Below are 3,139 nucleotides of genomic sequence, written 5' to 3' on the forward strand. Positions count from 1 at the left end.
CGAGGCAGCCATCGCTTCTGTCGAGGAGGCACCGAAGGCCCGCCCGTCGCGGCGCAAGCCGGCGGCGGCGAATGCGCCGGTCGAGCCGGTCGTGTCTTCGATCGTCGCGGAAGAGCCCGCGGCCAAGGCCGAGGACAAGACCGAGGACAAGCCGAAGCGCGGCGGCTGGTGGCAGCGGAAGGGCTTTTTCTAAGCCTTTCAATCGCATGAGCTAGTTCTTTGACAAAAAATCCCGCGCCGTCTCGAAGACGGCGCGGGATTTTCTTATCTGGCGTTATGCTGGATCGCGAAAGGCTAAAACGCTTCTTTGATTCCAAGCATGTCGTTGTCCCAAAACCGCTGCGCACTTTTGGGTGACATGCATCACGGCGCGAAGATCGACCAGTTCATCATCCTGGCCAGCTTTTCCAGCGCGATCGACCCCAGCTTGGAGTTGCCGTTGGCATTGAGGCCCGGCGACCAGACGGCAAGCGACGCCACGCCCGGCACGATGCCCAATATACCGCCGCCGACGCCGCTCTTGCCGGGGATGCCGACGCGGAAGGCGAAATCGCCGGAGCCGTCATAATGGCCGCAGGTCAGCATCATGGCGCCGATGCGGCGTGCCCGCTCGGCCGACACCACGGAATGCCCGGTCGCCGGGTTCTTGCCGCCATTGGCGAGGAAGCGGCCGGCGAGCGCCAGTTGCCGGCAACTCATGGCGATGGCGCAGTGGTGGAAGTAGACGCCCAGCGCCAGTTCCGGCGCATGGTGGAGATTGCCAAAGGATTTCATATAATTGGCAAGCGCGAAGTTGCGGTAGCCGGTGGCGCGCTCGGACGCCGCCACCTCGCGATCGATGATGATCGTCTCGTCGTCGGCGAGGAACTGGATGAAGCGCAGGATCTCGCCGATCGCCTCGCGCGGCTGGTGGCCCGCAAGCAGGATGTCGGAAATGACGATGGCGCCGGCATTGATGAACGGGTTGCGCGGAATGCCGTTCTCATGCTCGAGCTGCACAATCGAGTTGAATGGATTGCCTGACGGTTCGCGGCCGACCCGCTGCCACAGCGCGTCGCCGACATTGCCGAGCGCCAGTGTGAGGGTGAACACTTTCGAGATGCTCTGGATGGAAAAGGCCTGGTCGGCGTCCCCCGCCGTCAGCACGCGCCCGTCATTGGTAACCGCTGCGATGCCGAATTTCTTCGGATCGACCTTACCCAACTGCGGAATGTAAGAAGCGACATCACCGCGATCGGTGCGATCGGCCATTTCGGCAGCGACTTCGGCCAATGCCTGATCAAGTTTGGAGGCCTGATCAAGTTTGTGGGCCTGATCAAGTCTGAGGGCCTGTTCGAGTTCCGGCATGGCGCTACCTCAACCAGCGTTCGAGGCGCGCCATCGCCTCGATCATGTCGTCGTGGCTGCCGGCGTAGGAGAAACGCATCGTGCGGTGCCCGGCCTGAGTGTCGAAGTCTTGGCCGGGTGTTGCCGCGACATGCGCCTCGGCCAGCATCTTGCGCGCGAAGGCCATGCTGTCATTGGTATGCCTGGTGACGTCACAAAAGGCATAGAAGGCGCCGTCCATGGGCGCCGCCAGCGGAAAGCCGAGTTCCGGGAGGCGTTTCATCAAAAGCTCGCGATTCCAGGCATAGCGACCCTTGACCGCCTCCAACTCCTCGGTCGCCCTGAACGCTTCGATCGCCGCGATCTGCGACAGTTCCGGCGGCGAGATATAGAGGCTCTGGGCGACGCGCTCGACCGGCCGCACCAGCTCTTGCGGCAGCACCATCCAGCCGATGCGCCAGCCGGTCATGCAGTAATATTTGGAGAAGGAGTTGATCACGGTCACGTCGCCTCCATAGGCAAGCGCCGTGGTGTCGGGGGCGGCATAGGCGAGCCGGTGATAGATTTCGTCGGAGATGACGGCGATGCCGAGGTCTTGTGCCGTCCTCACCAGGGCCGCCAGTTCATCGGCCGGTATGACCGCGCCGGTTGGATTGGCGGGACTGGCGAAGAGAACGCCTTTCAGCGGCTTTTCACGATGCGCGGTCTCGAGATGGCCGGCATGCAGGTAGGCGGCGTCGCCGAGCTCGATCTCGACCACCTCGATGCCGAGCGCGGCCATGATGTTGCGATAGGCGGGATAGCCGGGTGCCGCGATGGCGACGCGGTCACCCCCGTCGAACATCGCCAGGAAGGCAAGGTTGAAGGCGGCCGACGATCCAGTGGTTACCGCGATCCGGCCGGGCTCGATATCAAGCCCGTAATGATCGGCGTAGTGTCCGGCGATCGCCTTGCGAAAGCCTGCCAGTCCCAGCGCGTCGGTGTAGCCGATGCGTCCATCCTGCAGCGCCTTGGCGGCTGCGGCGCGAACCAGAACCGGTGCGGGATCGGAGGGCTGGCCGACGGCCATCGAAACAACCGGCACGCCCTGGGACTTCAGCCGGTTTGCCTCTGCCAGAATGTCCATCGCATGGAAGGGCTCGACATTGCCACGACGTGAGAGCGAGACGACCATTAAACCAGTATTCCCGATGACTGACGGCGCCAGGCACTGGCGCATGTGCCGCACAAATGCCCGATTGATGTGAGGATCACAAGTTGAGGAAGTTTCCGGCGCCGACTTTTCATCTTTCGCCCGCTCGTCTACCAGTGGAGCCATCATGTTGAGCCGACCCAGATCGACGATTGCCCAGGCAGCGCGCGTCTTCGCGACGCTTTCGCTTGGCGTTGCCGTTGCAATGGCGAGTTCGGTCAGCGCCTTTGCCCAGAACGTGCCGGTGGTGCGCGACGCCGAGATCGAGGCGCTGGTTCGCGATTACGCGCGGCCGATCTTCAGGGCGGCTGGCCTGGCGAATGACGGCATCGACATCGTTCTGGTCAATGACCAGAGTTTCAACGCCTTCGTCACCGGGCGCCGGCTGTTCATCAACACCGGCGCGCTGATGACGGCTGAAACGCCCAACGAGATCATCGGCGTCATCGCCCACGAAGCCGGTCATATCGCCGGCGGCCACCAGCAGAAACTCCGCGACCAGCTTGAACGCGCCAAGACGATGGCCATCATCGCGACGCTGCTGGGTGCCGGTGCCATGGTCGCCGGCGCGACAACCAATAGCCGCGGCCTTGCCGGTGCGGGCGTGGGCGTAGCCGCCGG

At 63.5% G+C, this 3,139-nt stretch carries 4 protein-coding genes; 2 read left to right on the forward strand and 2 right to left on the reverse strand.

Features of this window, described 5'->3' with window-relative positions:
• A partial coding sequence (locus tag EN984_RS28150; RefSeq protein ID WP_164765700.1) for a hypothetical protein occupies positions 1 to 193 on the forward strand: 193 nt, incomplete at its 5' end.
• A gap of 170 nt (positions 194 to 363) precedes the next feature.
• Here EN984_RS28150 and EN984_RS28155 read toward each other — a convergent pair.
• Both EN984_RS28155 and EN984_RS28160 read right to left on the reverse strand, forming a co-directional pair.
• Positions 364 to 1,347, reverse strand: coding sequence for a glutaminase (locus EN984_RS28155; protein ID WP_127272410.1), 984 nt, complete (start codon positions 1,345 to 1,347; stop codon positions 364 to 366).
• Positions 1,348 to 1,351: 4 nt separating this feature from the next.
• Entirely contained in the window at positions 1,352 to 2,500 is a 1,149-nt protein-coding gene (locus EN984_RS28160) for an aminotransferase class I/II-fold pyridoxal phosphate-dependent enzyme (RefSeq protein WP_127272409.1), read from the reverse strand.
• A 145-nt stretch (positions 2,501 to 2,645) separates the two neighbouring features.
• Between EN984_RS28160 and EN984_RS28165 the strand changes: the two genes are divergently transcribed.
• Positions 2,646 to 3,139, forward strand: a 494-nt coding sequence (locus tag EN984_RS28165) for a M48 family metalloprotease (protein ID WP_206517491.1), incomplete at its 3' end; no start/stop codon positions are given.

The organism is Mesorhizobium sp. M7A.F.Ca.CA.004.12.1.1 (assembly GCF_003997835.1).
GTDB lineage: Bacteria > Pseudomonadota > Alphaproteobacteria > Rhizobiales > Rhizobiaceae > Mesorhizobium.